This window comes from Luteolibacter yonseiensis, assembly GCF_016595465.1.
Taxonomy (GTDB): Bacteria; Verrucomicrobiota; Verrucomicrobiia; order Verrucomicrobiales; family Akkermansiaceae; genus Luteolibacter; species Luteolibacter yonseiensis.
The window spans coordinates 880,807-901,800 of sequence record NZ_JAENIK010000012.1; the positions used below are offsets into that span (position 1 = coordinate 880,807).

The following is a 20,994-nucleotide window of genomic DNA, read 5'->3' on the forward strand; positions in this document are numbered from 1 at the left end:
AAAATCGCCGGATATGGCTCATTCAGAACAAGAATCCGGCGCCGCATGCTTCCGGGCAATTAATTAAAAAAGATTGATTGTTTTTGAAAATCCAACATTATCGCGGGCGCATCGCATCCTTCGATCATGTGGTTTAACAGTCATGCTCGTCCGTTCCACAGCCTCGCGCTGACGGCGGCATTGACATGCATGGGCGCTTATGAAGCCAAAGCTTTGGAGCCCATGAATCTCGGCAACCCTATCGGCAGGATCGCCCGGATTTTCGACTCACAACTGGTTCGGACCGAAGACCGGGTTTCATGGCTGGACAACCGCGTCTCCACCTTCGCCCCGCATCGGGAGCATTCAATGAAAGTCGGCCTGGGCCACCGGGGATACCGCTCCAAAAAAGGGGGCGCAGATCCTGCCGTCACAATTGATCTGGGCAAGGAACATCCTCTGGACACCATTTTCCTCGTCCCGTGCCAGCGGGAATCCATCGATGACACTGGCATTTTTCCGAAGCGTTACACCGTCGAACTCTCGAACCGGACGGATTTCGCCCAACGGACCGTGCTGTTCAGCTCGAATTCCATTTCTCCGTCCAGTCGGTTGAACGATGGAAATCCGGTTCCGTTGAACGCCCGGAACACCTCCGCGCGCTATGTGCGGCTCACGGTTCACGAAGGTCACAAAAAGGGAATGCTCGATCTTTTCGGGCTATCCGAAATCGTCGTCATATCGGAAAACGATCCGGTATCATTGGGCGCGCCGGTAACCACCATCGGCAATCTCAACGTCCGGGGCATCTGGTATCCGGAGTCCCTTACGGACGGGCGGACCCCGCTTGGCATCTGGCAGAACGGCGGCAAACCCACCTCGGAGGCCGGCGATTCGGTGAATGTTTCCCGGGAAAGCGACACGGTCTCCTGGAGCATCTCTCTGCCGCAAGCCGCGGAACTCGACCGGGTTGTCCTGTTTCCTTATCAAATCGACCGCTCCTTTGAATCCTCGGTCCTTCCTGAAGCCGTCACCATCCACCTCCAGGATGCCGGCGGTCAGGAGGAAACGCTCGCGGCGGAATGGAGAAATCCGCTCGCCGGTAGTGTCAACATGACACCGATCGTGATTCCCCTCAATGGCAGGACAGGCAGGAACATCCGCATCACCGGAACCCGGCCGTGGGTCATGGGAGATCTGAAAATCCACGCCCTTTCGGAAATCGAAGTCTGGTCCTCCGGAAAGAATCTCGCCACGGCACTTCCCGTCATCCGCGAGTCGGAGGGGGCTGCCGCCACTGTCACCACCCTCACCGACGGCTACACCTCGGACAATAAAATCATCCCCATGGGCATCTGGCTGGACCAGCTTTATGAACGCGGACGGATCGAACGGGAACTCGCCATCCTGCGGCCCGTCCACCGCCAGCTTGCCTCGGAAAGCGAATTGAACGCCACATGGGGCTCCGCCGTCGTGCTGGGGCTGACCTTCCTGATCCCTGTTTTCATCGTGGAACGGCGACGCCTGATGTCCCGCGACCAGCTCGACCAGCTCCGGAAACGCATCGCCTCGGATCTCCACGACGACATCGGCAGCAACCTGGGGAGCATTTCCCTGATCGCCCGCACCGCGCGCAAGGATCTTGTCCGCCTGCAAGGGCCGGAAGAAGTGGCGGAAGACCTCGGCCAGGTCGAATCCATCGCCCGTGAGAGTTCGTTGGCCATGCGCGACATTGTCTGGCTGCTGGAACGCCGCCAGGACTCCATCGGCGACCTCGTCCAGCGGATGCGGGAGACCGCGGGACGCCTTTTGCGCGAGATCAGCTACACCGTCGAGTGCGAGTCGAACAAAACAACCGCGAAACTTTCACTTGATGCGAAGCGTCACCTGTTCCTTTTTTACAAAGAAGCCATCCACAACGTGCTCAAACACTCCCAAGCCAACCGAGTATCCATCCGCCTTTGGGACGAAGATGACAAACTTGCATTAGAAATTCTCGACAACGGCGTAGGACTTCCGCTCAATGACGACACCAAGTCAACGACCGTGCACAAGCTCGAAGACCGTGCACGTGTGCTCGACGGGCTTCTACAGATCGCTTCATCCAAGGAAAAAGGCACCGCCATCCGCCTACTCGTCAAACGTTCCCACCTCACCGCCCACCCCACACTCGCATGATCTCCGGAGACTCCACCACCTCCTGCATTTGGATTTTGGAAGATCACGAAGTATTTGCCAAGCAGATCCGTCGTTTGATCAGCCATGAGACGGATCTCACCTGCCCGCATCACTTCACCAGCGCGGCGGATCTTTTCGACAAGCTCAAGTTCACGACCGAGCGGCCCGATCTCCTGCTTCTGGATCTTGGACTGCCACGCCGCAGTGGTCTCGAAGTTCTTGCGGACCTCCGCCAGATCCTGCCGGATCTCAAAGTCCTCATCCTCTCCGCATCGGACGACCGGGACAAGGTCTACCGTGCCATCTGCAGCGGAGCCTCCGGCTACCTGCTGAAAACCGCCGATCCCGAAGAAATCCTCTCCGGCATCCGGGACGTCATCCACGGAGCCTCGGCGCTCAGCGCGCCGATCGCCAGTATGATCCTCCAAGGATTCGCCCGTTACGGCCCGGTGGAACACATCGAACCCCTCACCAGCCGGGAGGAAGAAGTCCTGCGGCTTCTGGTCCGTGGCTTGATCAAGAAGGAAATCGCCGACGAACTGCTCATTTCCCAACACACCGTGGACATGCATTTGCGCTCGGTTTATCGGAAACTCCAAGTCCGCTCGCAGACCGAAGCCGTCTCCAAGGCGCTTCGTCAAGGGTTGGTGTGAGGCACGTGGCAATCTGGATCGGGTTGCCAGACTGTGATCAAGGGCGGCTGATACCATTTGACTCTGATCCCGAGTCGCGACCCCGTGGACTGCGTGCAGCTTGTTGCCGCTTTCATCTGCCAGCTCGCTGGCCGGGACGAAGGTCCGAATTCATAGGGCGCGCCTCCCCTTGTGCGACAGCCTGCTGAGCAATCAATGATTGGCTCTGGTTCCGCCGTGTCAGCAAGCTGACTACGGAAGGCGGCCAGCGAGCCGCACGCATTCCGAAAACGTCGCTGGCTCCAATCGTCACTTTATTTTCGGAAACTGGTATGATCCCATCTCCAACAAATAGAGGATTATGAGGACGCGCGGGATGACGCCTCTGCATGTAGTTTAGCCTTTTAAGGCGTTTTTCGCACGCCCAAAAGACGCCTTAAAAGGCTAAACGACGTGCGGAATCTGTCGTTGCTCATGCACCACAGAATGATGAGACGCGATTACGAGTCACATTACTTCCTGGAAGAGATACGATTTCTTCGCAAACAGGTGACATCCGGTTGCTCTTCAGGATCTCACCGACCTCAGGTCTAAACAAAAATCCCCGGCTCGCCAAAAACGAGCCAGGGATTGTAAAAAATGAATCGCTTTAAATCAGCCTTCTGTTTCCTCGGTATCACCCGCGTCCACCGAGATGACAAGCGTGGTGGTGACTTCCGGATGGAGGCGGATGGAGACTTCCGACTTGCCCGACTTCTTGATGGGCTTCTCAAGCTCGATCGCGTGACGGTCGATGACGATGCCCGCGGCCTCGAGTTCCTTGTGGATGTCAATGCTGGTGACGGAGCCGAACGCCTTGCCACCTTGGCCGGTGGAAAGCACGAACTTCGGCTTCAGTTTGGAAATCTTTGCGGCGGTTGCTTGGAAAGCAACGAGCTCTTCCGCTTCGCGGGCGGCGCGGGTGGCCTTGAGCGCCTCCACGTGACGAAGGTTCGACTTGGTTGCTTCAAACGCCTTGCCTTGTGGGATCAGGAAATTCCGGGCATATCCGGCGCGGACTTTGACGACATCAGCTTCGGCACCAAGGCCTTCGATTTTTTCTTTGAGAATAACTTGTGCGTTGGCCATAGGAGTCTGAGGTAAAAAAGTTCGTTTGGGGGCGGCGATTTAGGCTTCGTACCAAATTGAGTCAAGAAGAATGATTCCATTTTATTTCACATTTCCGAAATATCTCCGAGGCCACCCGGACCAGGTTTCATCCCTTGGTGACACAAAATGATCCAAGACATTGGCGGGGCTTGGCAATAGCGTGTGATAGGAAAGCGCTTGGGCACGCCTACAAGCGCCGCTGGGCGCTGCGCTTGACGGGGTGAGAAGCGTCGATTGCCCGACTCTTGGAAGAGACCCGTGAAAGCGACTGTCGTATAACTGGCCGAAGCTGACGACACCTGTCGATTGTTTCCCCACCTCTCCGCCAGAATAATGAGATAATATGAATCATTTGACATCCTACCTTCCAATAGGTAGACATCATTCATGCCTGACTCTTCGACATCGGAAGAAATCCTCCGTTGCGCCCGCCGCCTCATCACCACCGGTGGCTACAACGGCTTCAGCTATGCGGATATTTCCGCCGTCGTAGGTATCCGCAAGGCCAGCATCCATCATCACTTCCCCACCAAGGCGGATCTGGTGACCACCCTTGTTTCCCAATATCGGAAAGAGGCGGAAGCCGGACTGGCCGCCATGGGAAATCATTTCCAGAGTCCCTCCGACCTCCTCCGCGCCTACACGGGCTACTGGGAAAAGTGCTTCGCCGATTCATCCGATCCATTCTGTGTCTGCGCCCTTCTCGCGGGGCAGATGCCCGGTATTCCCGAAGAGGTCGCCACCCAAGTCCGCGCTTACTTTCATATGCTGACTGAATGGGTCACTTCCGTCCTGGAGCGGGGCGTGGCTGATAAACAATTCCGCCTCTCGGCCCCTGCTGCTGTCGAAGCCGGGATTTTCGTCGCCACCATTCATGGTGCCATGATTTCCGCCCGCGCCTATGGCGACGGTCAGGTCTTCCACGCCATCGTCCAGCCGACCTTCGCTCGCCTCACCGGCTGACGTCCGCCCCCATCGTAGCAAATAGGATCCTGCCCTCAGATGCAAAAAGCCGCGATACAAAAACTACCAACTAGTAGGTAGTCATGCCTTCGATCAGCTGTTCCATGAAGTTTCCGCTGATTCGAATCATTCTCAGTGAAATCCCCCCATCAACAACAAACCAACCAATCAAAATCATGTTCGGAATATCTCCTCTAGGCTGGCTCCATACCCTCGGCAGCCTTCCCGCGATCCCGGTCGCCTTCTACATGTTCGCCCGTGCCGGGCGGATCGATCCCCGGTCGAGGGCTGGCGCGCTCTACTTCATCTTCATGCTCATCGGAATCGCCACTGTCTTCCCCGTCTCCCATTCACCCGTCGGAAATGTCTTTGCGATCATCACGCTCGTGCTGCTCCTGACCGGCTACGGAATTTCCAGGATCCCCCACAGAAGCCGTGCTGCTGTCCATGTGGAAACCATCAGCCTGACACTCACTGCATTTCTGCTCATGCTCCCCACCGTCACCGAGATCCTCCGCCGCGTCCCTGACGGCCATCCCTTCGTCTCTGACCTCAATTCGCCCCTGCTCAAAGGAGTTCATGGCATCCTTTTGCTCGGCCTCATCATCGGCCTCACACTGCAAATACGCTCGCTCAGGAAACAAAGCCGCGCGGAAGCAATCCAGCCAATCGCCAAATAGGCCTGCAAAAACCCGGACCGGACGGGGAAGCCTAGCGCTCCCCGCCCCAAGGGCTGTTGAAATCCGAAATAAGAACCTCAGAAGAAGTCCAGAACCCGTAAATGCCAATCCCTGAAGGCATTGCGCTTCAGCTTTCTCTTCCGACCGGCGAAATGAAGCGATCCATCGCCTCCCCTCGGTCTCCGCTTTCTTCCTTCAATAAACGGTCATCTATCGGCGATCAACATCCTTGATCTCCATTCTTGCCACCTCGTCCTTATTCCCACTAGCTCGTCGCATGGAAACACACCGCATTTTCTCCGATTCGCCGCTCAGTGCCGACCATGCCCGCCTTCTCGTGGATGGTGCGGCACCGCATGAAATCCTGTTTCCGAAAAAGGCGGTCGCCTCCGTGCTCGCCAAGCCCGAGCCCGATCCTGCGTTCGCCCTTGCCGACATCGCCTTCGGCCAGCCGGACCTGGACAGCATCCGGAGTTCCGGGAAACTGAAGTGGCTGCACATCAGCACCGCGGGCTTCACCCGCTACGATACTCCGGAATTCCGCGCCTTGGTCGCGGAGCGGGGCATTGTGGTGACGAACAGCTCCAGCGTCTATGCCCGTGCCTGCGCCGACCACGTCTTCGCCTTCATGCTTGCCCAATCCCGGCTGCTGCCGGAAGCCCTCGCCAGCCAGGCGGCGAACGGATCGGAAGAATGGTTCCGCCTGCGTTCGAACTCGGTTTCGTTGCGCGGACAACACGTCGTCATCCTCGGATTTGGCGGCATCGCGACCGAGCTGGTGAAATTGCTGGTCCCCTTTGAGATGAAAATCACCGCCATGCGCCGCCAGCCTCGTGGGGACGAGGGATTCCCCACGGTGACCACGGAGGAACTGCCCGCCGCGTTGGCGACGGCGGACCACGTCATCAACATCCTCCCCGACAACGCCGCCTCACAACATTTCATCAATGCGGAGCGCCTCGCCCAGATGAAACCCGGGGTCATCTTCCACAACATCGGCCGAGGCACCACGGTGGATCAGGATGCCTTGCTGGAATCCCTCCGCAGCGGCCACCTCGGTGCCGCCTGGCTGGACGTGACCGAACCGGAACCCCTCCCCGCCGACCACCCGCTGCGGAGCGTGCCGAACTGCCACATCACCCCGCACATCGCAGGGGGTCATGGCGATGAAAGCGGGACACTGGTCCGCCATTTCCTCACCAATCTCAATCTATATCTGGCGGGTGAACCCCTGCGGGATAGGATCATGTGAGGAAGTGGGCACCCTGAACCCATGAGATTCTTCCCAAACCAAATCACGCTGATTGCCGGCTGTATCTGGGTTTCCGCCGTCGCCCCTGGACATGGGAAATTGTCGGAAGCGGATCTGGTGCGGCTGGCTAGCGTGATTCCGTATGTTTCATATCAGGATGTCCTGCATGATCGTCCACCTTCCGAGCCTATTGACGACGTCGCATTGAGGGAAACGCTTGCGAAACCGATGGAAATGGCGGAGATGAAGCGGTTGGTGGATCATTCCGATCCACGGGTGAGAATGCTGGCATTGCTCAAGCTATACCGATCCGGCGATCCACAGGCGTTCCGTTCCATACATACGAGGTCGGGCGACCCCGGCATCACCTTTCCCGCGATCCCGTTCTTCGGGTCAAGCGCCTCCCTGAGTCTCGACACGGAAGCGGAAAATCGCGAACCCGAGGTGGAGGAAGAAAAAGTCGGCGACGTGGTAAGGATGATGTTGGCCAACGTGGGATTTCACGGGAATGTGGATTTCGAAGAGTGGAGTGCGCCACGCTTGGGAAATCCGGACTGGCTTGGTTGGTATGAATTCAAGCTGAGGCAGATCATGCGGGGATCATTCTCGGTGAGAGAAAGAATGGCGGGATGTATCCTGGCTGTTGATGACTTGCTGGAAAACCGTCCCTTCGCCGTGCGGGCTTGGCTGGCGTTCGGCCATGCGGATGACCTGTTGATGATACCCGAGGAAAATACCTTGTTCGGCACGCGGGAGGATTTGATAGCGATGGCGAAGCGGCTGGGACCGGACGCGTTGCTGGCGTTCCTGACCGACGGGACCCGTGCGGGACTGCAGAATCCAAAGCTGGATGATCCGGAACGAGGCAAAAGGTTCCTCCTGCTGAACGCGAAAGAGATTTTCCGCAAGCAGGACGCACCCGCATTGCGCGGGTTGGGTCACTTCATCGCAGCAGCGGATGTGGATCCTGAAATGGCGGGGGTATGGCTCAGGGAAGCCTGCAGGGAATGGAACCGAGACAGTCAGGGATGGGATCGAGCCCGGGCAATGGCAGCTCTTCTGGATCTCCGTGGTGCCCAGGAAAGGAATTTCGTGGTAAAATGGTTCTATCAACTGGAAACCCAGCAGACGGGTTCAACCGCTGAGTCGGTTTTCATCAAAGAGTATCGCAGAAGGGCGCCTCAAGACTGGAGGGAATCCGTCAAAGAACTCGTGGCACATGAGGGTTTCGAGCGGATGAATCCATTGGAAACAATCCATCTCGCACGCCTGGTGAACGAACTCGGAGGCAAAACGGTGGTCGAGGAAATGGCGTGCAAGGAAGAAAACGAGTCGGAGATCCGGAACCTGCTGCGGGAGCATTTCGGACTGCCTGGAATATCCATCAAGCGCATCCGGCCATTTTCCGGACCGTCGATCGAGCCTGCTTGGGAGGTCCCGGTGGAGGAGCCCACGACCTCACTGGCATTGAGTCCGGACGGCAGATGGCTGGCCGTCGCGGAACGCACCGGGCGCGTGCGGGTTCACGACGCGACGGATGGCAAGGTGGTCGGGGAAACCAAGGTTGCGGGAGAGGGTCCCATGGTGAGCTTCCGGATTTCTGATGGAGCACTTTTGATACGGAATCCGAACGGATCCTTGATGAGCACATTGCAGGTTGATCCGGTGAAACTCTTGCAAACGGTGAAATTGAACGGGATGCCGCTGGACGAATCCGTGATCGATGCGAAGGGCAGATGGCTGGCCAGCAGGGAAGCCAACGATATCGGAATCTCGGTATGGGACCTGGAGAACAAGGCGCTGGCGTGGAACAAGAAGATGCCGATCCGTGGACTGGGGATGATTTCCATGGCTGACGACGGATCCCGGTTTGCGGTATCCGACGGATTCAACCGGCTGATCCACTTGTTCGAGCCGGGAAATGGCACACCGGTGGCGGTGCTGCGGGGGCATTCCGATGTACCTCAACAGGCGGCGTTTTCACCTGACGGCAAGTGGCTGGTAACCGTCGGCGAGGAGACGAGAGTGTTGTTGTGGGATGCCCGGACCGGTCAGTCTCTCGACGGATGGGTCAATACAACATCCCATGCGGCAGCCGTGGAATTCTCGCCGGATTCAGCATCGTTTTACCTCGAAGGCGGTATGGATCAAATCGCACGGGTGGATGTGAAAAGCGGCATTTCAAGCAAGTCATTGACGTATACAGGCAATTGGGTGTCCTCAATGGTCGCGGTAGAGGACGGGCTGTTCGCATTGATCGGAAAACCCGGCTCAGTCCGTGGGTATGGCTCGCTGGTCCGCTGGCGGTTCAGCGGGAAACAGGCGTTGCCTCCTTCCAGATAAACGGAAACTCACTCCTTCAACGCCACGAAAATTCCCTCGAATCCGACACACGTTTCGCCACCTTCCTCGATGGTGACGTGGAGCCGGATGCGGGCTTTGCCTTTTTTCCCGAACCGGTTTTTGAAAGCGGCAAAAGTTGTTTCATCCGGGCATCTCGCGATCGCCCGGATATCCCCATGCACCGGACACAGGTATTCGACGGAGCTGCTTTTCACAACGATGTGGCAGTTCCGGTCATCCAACAGCATCCACAACACGCCGTAGCCCGCGAGCGTGGCGATGGAACTGAGACTGCCGCCAAACGCCGTGCCGAGGTGGTTGTGATTCACCGCCAGTGGCGCGGTCAGGATCAAGGCCTCCGCATCGAACCGTTCCACGGCAACGCCCATCGCCCGGGTGATGGGGATCTGCGCGTGGAAAAACGCTTCGGTTTCGCGGCGGAGTGTTTCGTTGGACATGGAAATTGGAGCGCGGAATTCATTCCGCACGAGTTCCGGAAAAGCATACGCTTCCCCGGCTCACACGAAAACGGCGGCTGAAAATTTCCCACGAACTCCAAAAGAGGAGACACGACCAGGATGGATCCGGTGCGGGGCTATTGAATCGGGAGGAGAGTCCCCGGTTCGCGCGGAATGAATTCCGCGCTCCCGGTGGCGGGTCACGCCTTGGCTTCCGTCGCGAGCTTCGGATCCTTGTAGGTGGACTGGACGTAAACCTCGCGCAGCAGCTTGTGCTCGATGGTGCACGGGCTTTGCGCCATGAGATCGGCTCCCTTGTTGTTTTTCGGGAAGGCGATGACCTCACGGATGCTGTCCTCACCGGCGACAAGCATCGCGATGCGGTCGAGACCGAGTGCGAGACCACCGTGCGGCGGCGCGCCGAAGCGGAAGGCGTCGAGCAAGTGGCCGAACTTGACCTGCTGCTCCTCGGGACCGACGCCGAGCACGCTGAACATCTTCGACTGCAAGTCCTTTTCGTGAATCCGGATGGAGCCACCGCCGAGTTCGTAACCGTTGAGCACGACGTCGTAGGCCACGGCACGGACATTGGCATAGTCGCCAGCGTCGAGCTTTTCGATGTCGTCCGGATGCGGACGGGTGAAGGGGTGGTGAACGGCAACCCAGTGGCCGGACTCCTCGTCGTGGGCGAGCAATGGGAAATCCACCACCCAGAGGAAGTTGAACTTCGTCGGGTCGTTGTTGAGCTCCATCATCACGGCGCACTCGGTGCGGACACGACCTAGAATCGTGCTCACGCTCTCACGCGAACCTGCGGCGAAGAAGACGATGTCGCCATCGGCCAGATCAAGCTTGGCGATGACCGCTTCCTTCTCGGAATCGGTGAAGATTTTCCAGAGCGGGCTCTTGTATTCGCCGTTCTCCAGTTTGATGAACGCGAGGTTCTTCACGGGAAGTCCGGCCTGCACCGCGATCTCGTTCAGGCGGTTCATCTGGCCGGTGGTGATGCCGGCGAAGCCCTTGGCATTGATGGCGCGCACCACGCCGCCGCCGTCCAGCGTGCCACGGAAGATCTTGAACTCGGTGGCCGCGAAGACGTCCGCGAGATCAGTGATCTTCATGTCGAAGCGCGTGTCCGGCTTGTCGGATCCGTAAATGTCCTCCGCCTCGCGGTAGGTCATGCGGGGGAACGGGCTCGGCACGTCAATGCCGAGTCCCGCCTTGAACATGCCGGCCAGCAGGCCTTCCACCAGCTTGATGATGTCTTCCTGGTTGACGAAGCTTGCCTCGATGTCGATCTGGGTGAACTCCGGCTGGCGGTCGGCGCGCAGGTCCTCGTCGCGGAAACAACGGGCGATCTGGAAATATTTCTCAAGGCCGGCGACCATCAGAAGCTGCTTGTACTGCTGCGGTGCCTGCGGCAGCGCGTAGAAACGACCGGGGTTCAAGCGCGACGGCACGAGGAAATCGCGCGCGCCTTCCGGCGTCGGGTTCGAGAGGATGGGCGTTTCGATTTCGAAAAATCCCGACTCGTCGAGATAGCGGCGGGCGGCGGAGGTGATGACGCTGCGCTGGCGGATGTTCTTGCTCATGCGCGCGCGGCGCAGGTCGAGGTAGCGGTATTTCATCCGCAGGTCCTCGTTGGAAAGCTCCTTGTCCAACTGGAACGGGAGCACGTCCGCCTTGTTCACGATGATCAGTTCCGTTGCGACGATTTCGATTTTTCCCGTGTCGAGCTTGTCATTGGTGGTGTCCACGTCCGCGGTCTTCAGGCGGGCTTCGACGGTGCCGGTGATCTGGACCACGTCCTCGACGCGCAGCTTGTGGGAGAGATCGCTCGCCTCTTGGGAAACCTCCGCGCGGAACACGCACTGGGTCACCCCCTCGCGGTCGCGGAGATCGATGAAGATCACCCCACCCTGGTCACGGGCGGAATTGACCCAACCGATGAGCTGGACGGTTTGACCGATGTGGGATTCGCGGAGTTCGTTGCAATGATGGGTGCGCATGGAGGAAATTCTGATTCTAAAATCTTAGGTTCTAAACGGTGCGGCGTTCAAGCCAGCAATGGACCGTCGGGTTGGAGCAGGCGGTCGGTGAGCCAGTCGATGGCGGTGGAGGCGTAACCGGATTCCTCGGTACGGCTGGCGAGGACCTTGAGCTTGAGTTCGGGATACTCGGCTCCGACAACGAGGGCGAAACGCGCGCCGCATTTTTCGGCGTGTTGGAACTGCTTGCCGACCTTGGCATTTGCCAGCGGCAGGTCTGCGGAAATCCCGGCGCGACGGAGGCTGGTGACGAGTTGGAGGGACTCGGCGCGCTTCGTTTCATCCGCCACGACAACGTAGATGTCGCAGGCCGCCGCGTTGCGCTGGAGCCAGACCTCCATCTGCATCGCGGCGTGGGTGGTCTCCTCGATGAGGTTCCGGATGACGTAGTCTCCCATTGCGAATCCGGTCACCGGCATGTCCGCGGCACCATCCGAGATGGTCGCGATGAGCGTGTCGTAACGACCGCCACCGGCGACCGCGCGCATGGATTTCTTCGAATCGAACACCTCGAAAACAACGCCGGTATAGTAGGCGAGTCCGCGGACGATCGAGAGGTCCAGCTCCACGAAATCCCCGAAACCACGGGCGGCCAAGTCCTCTTGAATGGCGAGATAAGCGGCGGAAGCGTTCGCCGGATCGGCGATGAATCCGCGCACGTCTTCCGGCGTGAGGGAAAATTCCGCGAGTTTCTGCGCCAGCGCTTCCGGTTTGTCGCGCTCGATCTTGTCGATGATGCTGAGGAAATCCGTGACACGTTCCTCCGGGACACCGTTTGCGGCGGCGTAGTCGGTCCATGCCTTGCGGTCGGAAACCCGCACCACGAAGTCACCGGCGACGAATCCGAAGGACAACATGGTTTCGATGGCAAGCGCGATCAGCTCGGCATCCGCGGACGGACCGGCTTCGCCGAGGATGTCCACGTTGAACTGGTGGAACTCGCGTCCCCTTCCCTTCTGCGGTTTTTCATAGCGGAAACATTGGCCGATCTCGAACCACTTGAGAGGCTTGGGAAAATCCCGCTGGTGTTGTGCCGCGATACGGGCCAGCGACGGGGTCACCTCGGGGCGCAGGGTGACATCACGTCCACCCTGATCTTCAAAACGAAAGAGTTGCGTGGAAAGTTCACCACCGGATTTTTTCAAATACAGTCCTGTGTCCTCAAGGATCGGAGACTCATATTCGACAAACCCGAATCGACGTGCCACGCCGCGCCAGGTCTCGAACAAATAATTGCGAACCGCGCATTCACGGGGGGTGAAGTCGCGGAATCCTGGGAGTGCTTGGAAAATGGGTCCTGCCATGGGCGGGCGGCGAGGATGCACGGCGTTCCCCGCTTTTCAAGACAGGATTGCCGCTTATTCAAGAAGACGTTTCCGGACCTCCGGGTCCGGAAGCGAACAAACGTCGGATTTCCCCACGAACCGGTAGCGGTTGTCCGCGATCCAACCGTAGACCATGTCCCGCAACGGCTTAGGAATGAACCGGGCGGCTCTCGTCACCCGCCACCAACCGCCGAGAGCGCGGGCGAGTTCGATGAGTGCGTCGCTTTTCATGAAAATTTTCCCATCGGGTTGGCTCATGACAACCATCGTGCCGCCGGTTTTCGCAGAATGGCGGGTGAGGTCGAGTTCCGCCGCGAGCCTGCCCTGCAGAGGAGCGAAGGACACATGTCCGCGCTTGTCGAACGCCACCACCCGACGGACCAGACGCGAGCAGAACGCGCAGTCACCGTCGAAGAATAGTACCCAGCTCATGGAAGCAACTTAGGCTGTGGATGAACCTTTACCAAAGCAAATTACCAAAAACGCGAAGCCCCAAGGAGCGACGGACTCAGATCCGCCGCAGCCCATGAGATGACAATGAGGAGTGCTTCAGCGCGGCTCATTGACGCTCCATGGACATGGCGATTCGGAGATCGCCACTCCTTGACTTCACTCCTCATGCATCTTTTCCACCCACAATCTTCCTTCTTTGCGCCGGAGCCGTCCGCCGCCTGGCAAGTTGATGACCGGGGCGTTTCCAACATCCAACAAGCCCAAGGCGGATTCCAACAGCTCCCGATCCACAGCCGTGACTCCGTCATCAATGAGGAATTTCCGCAATGCGAGGCGCTGCAAGGAGACAGGCAATTTCCGTAAGGCGGGCACATGCAAACGCCCCTGCGGGTCCAGGACATCCGCCTGAACAAACGCCCAATCTTCAAGAGCAGCCCGCTCCTCGGTGTCCGCCGCCCCACGAGCAAAGGCTTGGATGGAGTCACGCCCGGTGATTTCATCCAACAATGGCAGCACTTCATTCCGCAGGCGGTTGCGGATGGCGATGGGCTCCGCGTTGCTGGCGTCCTCGCGCCATGGAAGCTCGCGGGATGTAAGCCATCCGACCAGTTCGGCACGGCGGACGCCCAACAACGGCCTGACAATTTCCAAGCTCGTCCCTTTTTTCGTAGCCATCATGGACCGCTCGCGCATGCCTTTCAAACCGTGCGACCCGCGCAAGAGGTTCCAAAGCACGGTTTCCGCCTGATCGTCCGCATGATGCGCGAGAAGAATCCTCGGGCAGTCATGTTTCTCCGCACACCGGAAAAAGAAGGCATGGCGTTCGTTCCGTGCCGCGGTTTCCAGTGATTCGCTCCGCTCTTTGATCCGCGATGCGACGTCCGCCCGACCGATTTCACAAGGAATTCCATATCCAGCCGCCAGGTTTCCGACAAAATCCGCGTCACCTGCGGAAGCGCTGCCACGCAATCCGTGGTCGAGATGACACACCACGAGATTCTCGAATCCCGCTTCCACCAGGAAATGCAGCAGCGCGACGGAATCCGCACCGCCGGACACGCCAACCAGCCAGCGTTCTTCCCGGGAGGCGGTGGCGAACCAAGGGATGTTTTTCGCGGGAAGCACGGATTGTTTTTCGCCTCCTTTCAACCCACAGACAAACCCCATTTTCATGACTTCCATCACATCGATGACTCCGGAGGCACGTATCCCGCCCTCGCCGCCTTGACCTCTTCGTGATGGTCCTCCGCCCAATGAAAAAGCGGTGTGAGCTTCTCCAGCAACGACTCTCCGAGATGCGTCAGCGTGTATTCCACCTTGGGTGGAATGCTGGGATGAACCTTGCGGGTGAGCAGCCCGTCCTGCTCCAAGGTCCTCAACGTCTGTGCCAGCATGCGTTGGGAAATATCCCCCACCGCCCTTTTCAAAACGGTGAAACGCATGGTGCCCCGGGAAAGCGTTGCGAGAATCAACAGGCTCCAGCGGTCTCCGATGCGATCCAGAACATCACGGATGGGACACTGCAGGGCATGGTCCGTGCCTCGCTCGACAGGTGGGAAATTCAGGTTCATGAAGTTTGAAGGACGGTTACTTTTGCGTAACTGACTGACAAAAAAGACCCCTCTTGTGGGAAATTTGCGAATCGGTATCTTTTCGTAACCGACTCACCAAATCATACCGAGTCCGATGTATCACGTCAAACCATAACAACCATCATGAGCACACGCCCCACCTTGTTCGTCACCGGAGCCTCCGGACACCTCGGTCGCAAGACCGTTGAATTCCTTCTCGCCTCGGGAAAAGGAAATATCATCGCAGGATCTCGTGATCCTGAAAAAATCGCCGACCTCGTCGCAAAAGGAGCGGAAGCCCGGGCGGTCGACTTCAATCGTTCGGAAACCCTGGCCACAGCCTTCGCCGGAGTGGACCGCCTGCTCCTCGTCAGCACCGATGCCATCGACCAACCCGGCCGCCGGCTCATCCAGCACACCGCCGCGATCCAGGCGGCCATCGACGCGGGGGTGAAACACATCATCTACACCTCCGCCACGAACGCATCCCCGGATTCCGCGTCCATCGCCTTGCGCGATCATCATGAGACGGAGCAGGCGGTCATTTCCTCGGGACTCGGGCATACCATTCTGCGAAACACCCTTTACATGGACAATCTCCTCATGTCCCTGCCCCAAATCCTGTCGTCCGGCCAGTGGTTCCACGCGGCAGCGGGAGGGAAAATCGCGATGGCCACGAGGGAAGATTGCGCACGAGCTGCCGCGGCCGCACTGGAATCTGATTTTTCCGGTAACCGCATCATCGAAATCAGCGGCGCGGAACTGCTGGACCATGACGAGACAGCTTCCATCATCAGCGGGTTATCCGGAAAACCCGTTTCCGCCATCGCCACCGATGAAGCGACACTCACCCACGCACTTCTCAACGCGGGTCTGCCCGACATTTTCGCCCGGCTGCTCGCGACATTCGATACGGCGCAGGCGAAAGGAGAATTCAACGTCCTCACCTCCGCCGTACGCGATCTCACAGGCAAACAACCCACCACCCTCAGCGATTTTCTCAAGGATCACGTCTGATTATTTGAAAAAATTCCACCGGATCGAGAGATTCGGTGGGCGATCCACGCGTGGATTTTCAAAAAATCCAACAGTCGTTTCATCTTCGGAATCTTTGCTTGGCACATGCCGGAATTGCCATGAAACTTCGGGCCATGCAAACCGCAGCATTTCTGAAAGACCTCTTCGACCTATCTGGAAAAACCGCCGTCATCATTGGTGGCACTGGTGAACTTTGCGGCACCATGGCCGTCGGTCTGGCCCGTGCGGGTGCGGAAGTCGTGCTCGGCGGCCGGATTCCCGAAAAGGCGGAGAAGCGGTTGGCGGAGATCGAGTCTTTCGGCGGAAAAGGCTATTACGTTCCGGTGGATGTGACGTCGCGCGAGTCGCTTCACGCGCTCCTCGACACCGTGTTGGAACGCTCGGGCCAGGTGGACATTCTCATCAACGGCGCGGGAACGAACTCACCCACGCCTTTCCTTGAAATCCCGGAGGATGAATACCAGCGCATCATCGACACGAACCTGTCCGCGGTCTTCCGCGCCTGCCAGGTGTTCGGCCAATACTTCGTGGACGAATCCCGCCCGGCCTCCATCATCAACCTGGGCTCGATTTCCGGGCTGAATCCCCTTTCCCGCGTCTTCACCTATTCCGCCTCCAAGGCTGCGGTCCACAACCTCACCCGCAACCTCGCCCGCGAGTGGGCGGACAAGGACATCCGCGTGAACACGCTGGTCCCCGGCTTTTTCCCTGCGGAACAAAACCGCAAGGTGCTCGACGAGTCCCGCGTGCTCGACATTCTCCGCCAGACTCCGGCCTCACGCTTCGGCAATGCGGAGGAGCTCATCGGCGCGACGCTGCTGCTCGCTTCGGACAAGGCCGGCTCCTTCATCACCGGCATCGAAATGATCGTGGACGGCGGCTTCCAGGCGATGACCATTTAATAAGCAAACTCCGGGATTTACAGCGGACCGTTTCCGCCTAAATTTCCGCTTCGCGGCCGGGCTTGCACCTCTGGAACTGATGGTGTATCGCCTGCGGCGCGGCGGGCGATTCCGCCCCTACCCCTTCCTATATGATCAAGTGGATTCTCCAGAAAATCGTCGGCAGCAAGAACCAGCGCGAAGTGCGCCGCATCCGCCCGACGGTGGCCCGCATCAATGAAATTGAAGAGGCCCTGCAGCGCGAGCCTGTCGAAAAACTGCGTGAATTCACGGCGAAATGGCAGGCGGACCTCGCCCGCTACCACGTCCTTGACGCGCCGCCGAAGCCGGTTGTCCAGCGGATGGATGAGTCCGAACTGCGCGCCACCGCCCAAGCGTTGGAAGTCCGCATCGCCGCCCTGCGTGGTGAATTTTCCTCCCTTCCTTCCACAGTGCTTGCGACGGCGGAGTCCATCGAGGCTGCCAAGGCAGCCTTCCATGAGGTCGAAGCGGAGTTCCCGAGATCCCGTGCGAAGTATTTGGAAAAAATCCTGCCGGAAGCCTACGCCGTGGTCAAAAACGGCGCGCGACGCATGTGTGGCAGCGAGATTCTCGTCAACGACCACACGCTGAAATGGGAAATGATCCATTTCGACGTACAGCTCATCGGCGGCATCGCCCTTCATCGTGGCATGATCGCGGAAATGCAGACCGGCGAGGGCAAGACCCTGGTTGCGACCCTACCCGTCTACCTGAACGCTCTGACCGGCCTCGGAGTCCACGTCGTCACAGTCAACGACTACCTCGCCAAACGGGACTCGGAATGGATGGGTTCCCTCTTCCGCTTCCTCGGCCTGACCGTCGGCACCATCCAGAACCAGATGCCCCCATGGGAGCGCCGCTCCGAGTATGCGTGCGACATCACCTACGGCACGAACGCCGAATTCGGCTTCGACTACCTGCGTGACAACGGAATGGCCTCCACCAAGGACGAACAGGTCCAGCGCGGCCACTACCTCGCCATCATCGACGAAGTGGACTCCATCCTCATCGACGAGGCCCGCACGCCGCTGATCATTTCCGGTCCCTCCACCCAGTCGTCCCACCAGTTCGACAAATACAAGCCGCTCGTCGAGAGGCTGGTGAAGAAGCAGACCGAGCTTTGCAACCAGCTCGCCGCCGAGGCCAAGCAGATGCTCGATTCCGGCGACACCGTCGGAGCGGGCCGCGCGCTCTACAAGATCAAGCTCGGCCAACCGCGCAACCGCCAGCTCATGCGCTTCATGGAGGAGCCCGAGATGCGCAAGCTGCTCGAAAAATCCGAGCTTTCCTTCCACCAGGACGCACAAAAGAAGGAACTTTTCGCCCTCAAGGAAGAACTCTATTTCATCATCGATGAAAAAGGTCACGACTCCGACCTCATGGAGATCGGCCGTGAATATCTCTCCCCCGGCGATCCGGAATCCTTCACCCTGCCCGACCTCGGCACCCTCTACGCGGATATCGATACGAACCGCGAACTCACCGACGAGCAGCGGATCCTCGCAAAGGAAGACCTTCAGGTGCGGATGGATTCCCAAGCGGAGAAAATCCACAACATCTCACAGCTCCTCAAGGCTTACTGCGTGTTCGAAAAGGACGTGCAATACGTGGTGAAGGACGACAAGGTCATCATCGTCGATGAGAACACGGGCCGCGAAATGCCGGGCCGCCGTTGGTCAGACGGCCTCCATCAGGCCGTGGAAGCGAAGGAAAACGTCTCCATCGAAAAGGAGACCCAGACCTTCGCCACCATCACGATCCAGAACTACTTCCGTCTTTATCAGAAGCTCGCGGGCATGACCGGCACCGCCGAAACAGAAGCCGCGGAGTTCCATGACATCTACCGTCTCGACGTGCTTCCGATCCCGACGAACACGCCGAACATCCGGATCGACGACAACGACCAGGTGTTCAAGACACGCCGCGAAAAATTCAACGCTGTTATCGCGAAAATCGAGGAAGCGAACGCCAAGGGCCAGCCCGTGCTCGTCGGCACCGCGTCTGTCGAATCTTCGGAAACCCTTTCCCGCATGCTCAAGCGTGCGAAGATCGCCCACTCCGTGCTGAACGCCAAGTTCCACGCGCAGGAAGCGGAAATCGTCTCCGCCGCAGGACAGCTCGGGGCGGTCACCGTCTCCACCAACATGGCGGGCCGGGGAACCGACATCAAGCTCGGCGCGGGTGTGCCGGAAGCGGGCGGACTGTTTGTCATCGGCACCGAACGTCACCAGAACCGCCGGATCGACCGCCAGCTCCGCGGCCGTTGCTCGCGCCAAGGTGATCCGGGCCGCTCGCAGTTCTTCATTTCATTCGAGGACGACCTCATGCGGAACTTCGCCGCGGCGGACAAGATGACCGCCATGATGGAGCGCTTCGGCATGAAAGAGGGAGAAGCCCTCGAACACTCGTGGTTGAACCGCTCGGTGGAAACCGCCCAGAAGCGTGTCGAACAACGCGACTACACCGGCCGCAAGCGCGTTCTCGATTTCGACGACGTGATGAACTTCCAGCGCGAGGTCGTTTACGGCTATCGCAACGAGGTGCTCACCACCGAGGTCCCGCGTGACCTCGTCAACGAGATCATCGACGAAACCATCCCTGCCAAGGTCCGGGAATATCTCTCCGACCGCGACCAGGACACCCCCGACTACAACGAGCTGATGCACTGGGTGAACGCCACCCTGCCCGTCAATGTGACCGAGGGGGATTTCCTCAACGCCCAGAACGAGGAGGCGATCTCCGCGCTCCTCGTGGACAAGGTCAAGGAGGCCTATGGCATCCGTGTCGGCGACCTGCCGATGGAAGTGCTGGACCAGGAGGAGCGCCGCATGGTGCTTGTCGCCATCGACAAGCAATGGCAGGCCCACCTCTACAACATGGACGCCCTCCGGGAAGGTGTCGGTCTCCGCGCCCAAGGTCAGAAGGATCCTCTCGTGGAATACAAGAACGAGGCATACAACCTCTTCGTCACCCTGATGGACTCCATCAAGCAGGAAGCGCTGCAAAACCTCTTCCGCTCGGCCGCGAACCTCGAAGCCTTCCTGCGCCAGCTCCACAGCGCCCCGCAGGAACTCCACGGCGGCGAAGCCGCGCTGACCCACGACAACGTCGCCACCTCAGGCAGCTCCGAAAATCTCGACCCTTCCGCGCTTCCTTCACCGGAAGGCACCAAGCTCAAGCTGAATCTGCCCAAGCGGAAGCCGAGCTTCTCGATCGAGACCACCGGTCGCAACGCCGCCTGCCCATGCGGCTCCGGCAAGAAGTTCAAGGATTGCTGCGGAAAAGAAGAGGAGTCACAGGGCGAGGTGATCTGAATTGGATCCCCCGGTCCGCTCCTAAGGCTCCGCTTGTCGCCGGTCCCTGTCAGAGACCAGCTCCCTTTTTGGCAATAGGGAGCAAGGTCTGATTCACCGGATACCCGTGGAGCAAGTCTCTTGCTTTCGCCTTCTCGTGGAATCCTAGTGTTTGAAAGGCAACTTTCCGACAACCAACCTGAGAGGAAGCGGTCCGGTGTAACGGCTGTCCAACGATTCGCGGGGATTGTCTCCCAAGAGATAAACACAATCGGAGGGAATTTTCGTAAGGAAAGGCCGGTCCTTGATATCATCAACCCTGAATCCGGAGGGCATCTTGATCGGTATGGCCCCGATGCTGATTCCCGCCGCCGATCCCGATATCGATTCACCGGGCAACCCCACCACACGCCTGGCTCTCAGGGTAGGAGGTGTTCGGCCATCGCTATAGATCACAATATCAAACCGTTTGATTTCTTTTCTATAATTCTCGGACAGCCGTGCCACCGTCCGTTCGCCATCAGCGATGGTGGGTTCCATTGCTTTTCCGGGAATCATGAAAAGCCTGTATCCGCTCAAATAGAGCGAAAAAAAGCAGATCGACGGGCCTAGCACGCACACGGTTGCGAAGAGGATCAGGGGCCATTTTTTCATATTCGTTCGGCTATGGGGGGAACAGGATGATATCAGGCCGGGTTCGGTCTCCATC

17 protein-coding genes are annotated in these 20,994 nt (G+C 58.7%); 9 read left to right on the forward strand and 8 right to left on the reverse strand.

Annotated elements, in window-relative coordinates:
* The first annotated feature begins 222 nt into the window (after window positions 1–222).
* Both JIN84_RS19420 and JIN84_RS19425 read left to right on the forward strand, forming a co-directional pair.
* Window positions 223–2,157 (forward strand): sensor histidine kinase, encoded by a 1,935-nt coding sequence (locus tag JIN84_RS19420; protein ID WP_200352729.1) that lies wholly within the window; start codon window positions 223–225, stop codon window positions 2,155–2,157.
* Window positions 2,154–2,810 (forward strand): response regulator, encoded by a 657-nt coding sequence (locus tag JIN84_RS19425; RefSeq protein WP_200352730.1) that lies wholly within the window; start codon window positions 2,154–2,156, stop codon window positions 2,808–2,810. The genes JIN84_RS19420 and JIN84_RS19425 overlap by 4 nt, the downstream gene beginning before the upstream one ends.
* Before the next feature lie 633 nt (window positions 2,811–3,443).
* On the opposite strand, the gene rplI is transcribed toward JIN84_RS19425, so the two are convergent.
* Complete coding sequence (rplI, locus tag JIN84_RS19430; protein ID WP_200352731.1) at window positions 3,444–3,917, reverse strand: 50S ribosomal protein L9; 474 nt, start codon at window positions 3,915–3,917, stop codon at window positions 3,444–3,446.
* A gap of 408 nt (window positions 3,918–4,325) precedes the next feature.
* Here rplI and JIN84_RS19435 point away from each other — a divergent pair, with 408 nt between their 5' ends.
* The 4 genes from JIN84_RS19435 to JIN84_RS19450 all read left to right on the forward strand — a co-directional run bounded on the left by JIN84_RS19435 (window position 4,326) and on the right by JIN84_RS19450 (window position 9,176).
* Complete coding sequence (locus JIN84_RS19435) at window positions 4,326–4,901, forward strand: TetR/AcrR family transcriptional regulator (RefSeq protein ID WP_200352732.1); 576 nt, start codon at window positions 4,326–4,328, stop codon at window positions 4,899–4,901.
* 176 nt (window positions 4,902–5,077) lie between these two features.
* Window positions 5,078–5,581 carry a hypothetical protein gene (locus JIN84_RS19440; protein WP_200352733.1) on the forward strand — a complete coding sequence of 168 codons (504 nt, stop codon included), beginning with the start codon at window positions 5,078–5,080 and terminating at the stop codon, window positions 5,579–5,581.
* Between the two features lie 277 nt (window positions 5,582–5,858).
* Window positions 5,859–6,833, forward strand: a complete 975-nt coding sequence (locus tag JIN84_RS19445) for a D-2-hydroxyacid dehydrogenase (protein ID WP_200352734.1) — start codon at window positions 5,859–5,861, stop codon at window positions 6,831–6,833.
* A gap of 21 nt (window positions 6,834–6,854) precedes the next feature.
* Window positions 6,855–9,176, forward strand: a complete 2,322-nt coding sequence (locus tag JIN84_RS19450; protein ID WP_200352735.1) for a WD40 repeat domain-containing protein — start codon at window positions 6,855–6,857, stop codon at window positions 9,174–9,176.
* 8 nt (window positions 9,177–9,184) lie between these two features.
* On the opposite strand, the gene JIN84_RS19455 is transcribed toward JIN84_RS19450, so the two are convergent.
* The 6 genes from JIN84_RS19455 to JIN84_RS19480 form a co-directional block, all read right to left on the reverse strand.
* A complete protein-coding gene (locus tag JIN84_RS19455) occupies window positions 9,185–9,634 on the reverse strand; it encodes a YiiD C-terminal domain-containing protein (protein ID WP_200352736.1) in 450 nt (149 codons plus the stop codon).
* A gap of 200 nt (window positions 9,635–9,834) precedes the next feature.
* A complete protein-coding gene (gene aspS, locus JIN84_RS19460) occupies window positions 9,835–11,643 on the reverse strand; it encodes an aspartate--tRNA ligase (protein WP_200352737.1) in 1,809 nt (602 codons plus the stop codon).
* A 47-nt stretch (window positions 11,644–11,690) separates the two neighbouring features.
* Window positions 11,691–12,986 carry a histidine--tRNA ligase gene (gene hisS / locus JIN84_RS19465; protein ID WP_200352738.1) on the reverse strand — a complete coding sequence of 432 codons (1,296 nt, stop codon included), beginning with the start codon at window positions 12,984–12,986 and terminating at the stop codon, window positions 11,691–11,693.
* A gap of 54 nt (window positions 12,987–13,040) precedes the next feature.
* A complete protein-coding gene (locus JIN84_RS19470) occupies window positions 13,041–13,439 on the reverse strand; it encodes a thiol-disulfide oxidoreductase DCC family protein (protein WP_200352739.1) in 399 nt (132 codons plus the stop codon).
* Window positions 13,440–13,616: 177 nt separating this feature from the next.
* Complete coding sequence (gene tilS, locus JIN84_RS19475) at window positions 13,617–14,585, reverse strand: tRNA lysidine(34) synthetase TilS (protein ID WP_200352740.1); 969 nt, start codon at window positions 14,583–14,585, stop codon at window positions 13,617–13,619.
* A gap of 56 nt (window positions 14,586–14,641) precedes the next feature.
* On the reverse strand, window positions 14,642–15,031 hold the full coding sequence (locus JIN84_RS19480) for a winged helix-turn-helix transcriptional regulator (RefSeq protein WP_200352741.1): 390 nt from the start codon (window positions 15,029–15,031) through the stop codon (window positions 14,642–14,644).
* A 144-nt stretch (window positions 15,032–15,175) separates the two neighbouring features.
* On the opposite strand from JIN84_RS19480, the gene JIN84_RS19485 reads away from it, so the two are divergent.
* The 3 genes from JIN84_RS19485 to secA all read left to right on the forward strand — a co-directional run bounded on the left by JIN84_RS19485 (window position 15,176) and on the right by secA (window position 20,306).
* Entirely contained in the window at window positions 15,176–16,048 is an 873-nt protein-coding gene (locus tag JIN84_RS19485; RefSeq protein WP_200352742.1) for an SDR family oxidoreductase, read from the forward strand.
* A 134-nt stretch (window positions 16,049–16,182) separates the two neighbouring features.
* Window positions 16,183–16,971 carry an SDR family oxidoreductase gene (locus JIN84_RS19490; RefSeq protein WP_200352743.1) on the forward strand — a complete coding sequence of 263 codons (789 nt, stop codon included), beginning with the start codon at window positions 16,183–16,185 and terminating at the stop codon, window positions 16,969–16,971.
* Window positions 16,972–17,102: 131 nt separating this feature from the next.
* Window positions 17,103–20,306: a preprotein translocase subunit SecA gene (secA, locus tag JIN84_RS19495; protein WP_200352744.1), complete on the forward strand. Its 3,204-nt coding sequence runs from the start codon at window positions 17,103–17,105 to the stop codon at window positions 20,304–20,306.
* A gap of 144 nt (window positions 20,307–20,450) precedes the next feature.
* Here secA and lepB read toward each other — a convergent pair whose 3' ends face one another.
* Window positions 20,451–20,939 carry a signal peptidase I gene (lepB, locus tag JIN84_RS19500; RefSeq protein ID WP_200352745.1) on the reverse strand — a complete coding sequence of 163 codons (489 nt, stop codon included), beginning with the start codon at window positions 20,937–20,939 and terminating at the stop codon, window positions 20,451–20,453.
* Window positions 20,940–20,994 lie beyond the last annotated feature (55 nt).